This is a genomic window from Sinimarinibacterium flocculans (assembly GCF_003201205.1).
Lineage (GTDB): Bacteria > Pseudomonadota > Gammaproteobacteria > Nevskiales > Nevskiaceae > Solimonas > Solimonas flocculans.
Window position 1 is genome coordinate 1 of the sequence record NZ_QICN01000025.1, and the last position, 4,326, is coordinate 4,326.

At 65.3% G+C, this 4,326-nt stretch carries 4 protein-coding genes; 3 read left to right on the forward strand and 1 reads right to left on the reverse strand.

Annotation, left to right across the window (positions count from 1 at the left end; genetic code table 11):
• Nucleotides 1-2,784 (forward strand): conjugal transfer protein TraG N-terminal domain-containing protein (locus tag C8D93_RS20125; protein WP_146216687.1); only part of this gene is annotated, 2,784 nt, incomplete at its 5' end.
• Between the two features lie 56 nt (nt 2,785-2,840).
• Here the strand turns inward: C8D93_RS20125 and C8D93_RS20130 are convergent.
• On the reverse strand, nt 2,841-3,143 hold the full coding sequence (locus C8D93_RS20130; RefSeq protein WP_146216688.1) for a hypothetical protein: 303 nt from the start codon (nt 3,141-3,143) through the stop codon (nt 2,841-2,843).
• Between the two features lie 68 nt (nt 3,144-3,211).
• On the opposite strand from C8D93_RS20130, the gene C8D93_RS20135 reads away from it, so the two are divergent.
• Nucleotides 3,212-3,514 (forward strand): hypothetical protein, encoded by a 303-nt coding sequence (locus C8D93_RS20135; protein ID WP_110267069.1) that lies wholly within the window; start codon nt 3,212-3,214, stop codon nt 3,512-3,514.
• A gap of 424 nt (nt 3,515-3,938) precedes the next feature.
• Nucleotides 3,939-4,175 carry a hypothetical protein gene (locus C8D93_RS20140; RefSeq protein ID WP_110267071.1) on the forward strand — a complete coding sequence of 79 codons (237 nt, stop codon included), beginning with the start codon at nt 3,939-3,941 and terminating at the stop codon, nt 4,173-4,175.
• Nucleotides 4,176-4,326: the final 151 nt, after the last annotated feature.

A 4,326-nucleotide genomic window follows, 5' to 3' on the forward strand; every position in this document is an offset into this window, starting at 1 on the left:
GATCGCAGCCTGGCGCAATACTTCAAGGACTGCGGCATGACCGCGATCGGGTCCGGCTACAACGGTGCGTCGATGGAACGCGTGATGCGTGGCGCACCGGGCTGGGATCTGTACAGCGAGTACGCGAACTGGAATCACCCGTCGTGGCCGACGGTGTGGTTCCCGGACGGCAACGAAGGCGGCGTGCCGGGCACCTGCGGCGAGGCGTGGAACTACCTCGAAAGCAAGCTCAACGGCTCGATCACGTCGACCATGCAGCCGATGAAGCAATCGGCCTGCGAACAGGCGGGCTTCACCTGGTCGGACGCGACGGAGCGCGCTGCCTGCGATGACGCCATGATCCGAGGGGCGCAGATGTTCGATCCGGGGATCGCGACATCGGAGACTTGGCTGCGCTCGATCGCGATGGGCAAGTCGATTTCGCTGGCGCTCAACGATCCGGACTTCAGTACGGGCATCAACACACTGGTCGATCGCCAGATGATGTCTGAAGCCTTCGGTGCCAGCGAGGCGATGAACCAATGGATACCGCGCCTGCGCGGCATCATGATCGCGATCGCCGTCGGCGTCGCGCCGATCTGTCTGCTGTTCGTGGCGACGCCGATGGTGATGCGAGCGCTGTCCGTCGTCGCCGGGCTGTTCATCTGGCTGGCCCTATGGGGCATCTGTGATGTGATCGCGGTCCAGATGCAGCAGGACGCGGCCTTCGACGCCTTCACCGAGGTCAAGCGCCATGCGCTCGGCTATCAGGCGATCATGAATGCGCCCGAAGGCGCAGTCGCTGCGCTGGGCGTATTCGGCAAGGCGCGCACGATGGCGATGGTACTGGCCACGGTTCTGACCGGCGGCCTGTTCAAGCTGGCCAGCAGCTACGCCTTCACGTCGATGGGCCAGCAGTGGCAGGGCGACTTCAACCAGGGCGGCGAAGCCGCCGGCAAACAGCGCCTGCAGATCGAACAGCAGGCCGCCTTGCAGGAACAACTCAACAGCGCGCCTGGCGCGATGGGGCGCCTGCAGCAGTTCGGCTATGACGCCAACGTCGGGGCTTCGAGCTTCGGCGCGCAGCAGAACCTTGCGCAGTTCGACTACCTGGCCAGCGTGTCCGGTGGCGACACCGGCAGGCTCGCCTATCAAGCCGGCGAGATTTCCGCCGGTCAGACGCTGGGCAACGTCGTCGGGCATCAGGAGATCGCCGGCGGTCTGCAAGCGCCGCTGGGTGCGGCCAGCGCGGCCGTGACGGCCGCCAACACGTCGCGCTCAGGCGGCAGCGCCATCGGTTCGCGCGAGCGCGCGGGCGATGAGCTGTTCGGCATCGGTAAAACTGAAGGCGCCGGCGGCGTCGTTCGCACCGAGTACGAGCGCGAGCTGTCCGGTGGCTTCGCCGGCGCAACCGAAGCCGATCGACTCAAGGAGCTGCACAAGCAACGCGAGTCGTCGACGGCCGCAATGGCGGACGTGTCCGGGCATCGGCCGGCAGAGGCGAAGCGCTACTACGAGGAATCGGGCTTCCGTCCGGGCTTCTCGGAACTGGCCGCTTGGAGCGAAATCGGCGTGTCGCCAGAGCAGATCGGTCGCGGCCGCGGCCTCGAGGGCGGCACGGACGCGGCGGCCACGGAGCGCACGATGCGCGACTTCGGCGCCGATGCGATGACGGCGGGCAAGGAGCTGTCCAAGGACACGGCTGCGGTCGCGGGCCGCACGGCCGGCGAGCTGGGTGGCCCCGCCGCAGTCGCCGGCGTTACCGGGCGAAACCAAGTCGCGGCCGACTTCGGCCGATCGATGGCACAGCAGCAGATGGCCGGATTTCTGTTCGGCGACAGCACCGCCGATCTGTCGCGCTTCCATGAAGCGGGCGGAAGTGTGTTTCACGGCACGCTCGATGGCGATGCCGCGCGCAAGGTCGCCGACTGGACGGAGAGTCAGGGGCTTATCTCGTCGGCCGAAGCAGCTGCATTACGCGACAAGGCTGACAAGGGCTACAGCGCGGCAGTGGCATTCGGCGAGAGCGGCCAGATCGCGTCGTTCAATCTGGACGGTCGCTACGGTGGCCAGGTCGGAGACACCTTCACTGATGTGTCTGGCATGACGTATCAGCGTGGGGATTCGTTCCAGGTGGGCGACTCAACGAGCGTTGCACAGGCGCTGTCCTTGCGCGGTGATAGCGGAATCGAAACGCTCGAAGAGTTTGTCCGCAAGAACGAAGCCCAGCACAACATCAGCGGTGCGGATCAGTACGCGCTTGCGAACGCCTATGCGCAACGCCTGGCTGCCGAGGGGCAGAAGGGAGAGGCGTCGCACGCAGACATGCGCTCTACCCAGATGACCGCCGGTGTTGGTCCCAGCGGCCGTGGCGCGGATGGAAAGCCGATTGGTGGAGGCTTGATCGGAAAGGCGATGAGCGTCGTCGGCTTGAATGTAGGCGCCAGTGGTGACAACAGAAGCACCGACGGGTGGTCATCGTCCGAAGATTTTGTCCTGACCGGTTTTGCTGGCTCGCTCAACAGCAACTACCACGAAGCCCGTGAGGCGGTCCTTGAGCGCTATGCCGCTCCCGAGGGTTGGGATGCGCAGACCAGGACGCAAGCCGAACGCGAGATTGCGGAGCGCTGGTACGCGATCAACGAGATCCAGTACTCGCAGCTCAAGGGCAAGATGATCGACGACACCGCGGCCAACGCAGCGAGGGGACAGGGAGAAAGCGAAATCCGTGATCGACTCGCTGAGCTTGGCGACAAGGCGCGCGAGGTCTACGACGCTGCCAAGGACAAGTTCAAGCCGTGGTAACGATCAAGCACCGCTCACTAAAGAGCGCCAGTCGGCCAGGGCAGGCGTCTTACTCGTTACCGCTTGACGAACTGGTCGTGATACCAGGCCGAAGTGCCGGGGATGTTCGGGTCAGCATCGCGGACATACCAAGCGCGAGTCCCAGGACGAGCAAACAGCCCGTTGGCAATTTCGTCGTCGTCACTGCGAAGCGTGACGTTCTTGAACTCGTGAGGCGCCAGCAGCGCAACACCTGCCGCCATTGCGATAACCGCCAGGACCGCCCACACGGGCTGGATGAAAAGAGCCAGCAGAAAACCGCTCGCGCCGCCGATGGCCAGCGGCAGGCCAAACGTCCAGCGAAGAAATTTGCGGTTCATGGGGCACCTCCCGTTTCGCATGCGAAACGCTGTGAGGGCCATTTTACTTCACTCCGAGGGTCACGCCTATGAATTCGATCACTTCTCATCGCTGGCAGGACGGTCGCTGCTCGCTCACTTTGCAACTTGCTCCCGATGATCTTGTTGCGCTGTTTCGCGGGCTTGAGCTTGTGGGGGATCGGATGGGTCGCCGTCTTCCCCGGCAGCCGCGTCTTGGGCCGGACGAGTACCCCGAGTTCAACGATTACATCGAGGCGAACGGTGTAGCGGCCGAGCCGCTGGTTCGTCTTCGGAATTTGATGGTGGAACTTCGCGCGGTGGCGCGTGACCAGGCGCTCGATCTGATCTCGCCGTGCATTCGGTCGGCATGACAGGGATGCCGCTGCGGCTTGCGCGTCTCGCCGGTCGAGCGATCGGTCTGGGCCACGCGCGGTGCGCGCCGGGCTTTCGTGCGGCGCATCGAGCCGCTTGGCGTCTCGACCCTGCGGGCTTCAATCCCTTGTCCGGAAGCATCGTCAGACCAAGCCTGCGGCTTCGTCTGTCGCTCGGACGGAGACACCGCGGCGCGGTCGCCGCCGTGTCCTGGTTCGGCCGCTCCGCGGGTGGCTTGGGTGCCACGCGCTGTGCGCGCGTCAATGACCGCTCACCGCCTCGCCGACAACCGCGAGCCGATGAGCCGCTGCGCGGCCCCTGCGGGGCGGTCATTGACCCGTGCTCGACACGCGGCCGATCGGTCCCCGATCGCAAGCGCGGCGGACCTCTGCCGCGCTTGCGGCCAGGACCCAGGAGACAGCCATGAGCAACGTGCGTGACTTGCAGGTGCATCGGATCGAGATTCGGACGCAGCGGCACAAGACGGGATGGACTTACTTCGTCGACGTGGACAACGCCGGCATGTTCGAGACGGACCGGACGTACATCACGCGCTCGGCGGCGCTGGATGCGGCGGCGCTGCGGCTAATCCGGGAGCTGCCGGTGCTGTTCGAGCAGGACCTGATCGAGCGTGTGCCGTGCCAGCTTCGGAGTGCGTGATGGCGACCGGGAAGGATCGAGACGGCGACCACGACGCGCCCGAGACAAGGCATCGGGTTGCGGCTGCATCGAAGGCACTGCGAGGCATGACCGAAGCCATTGCAGGGTCGCGGACGTCTGGCGGGAGCGATGGCCGATCTGGACAAGCGCC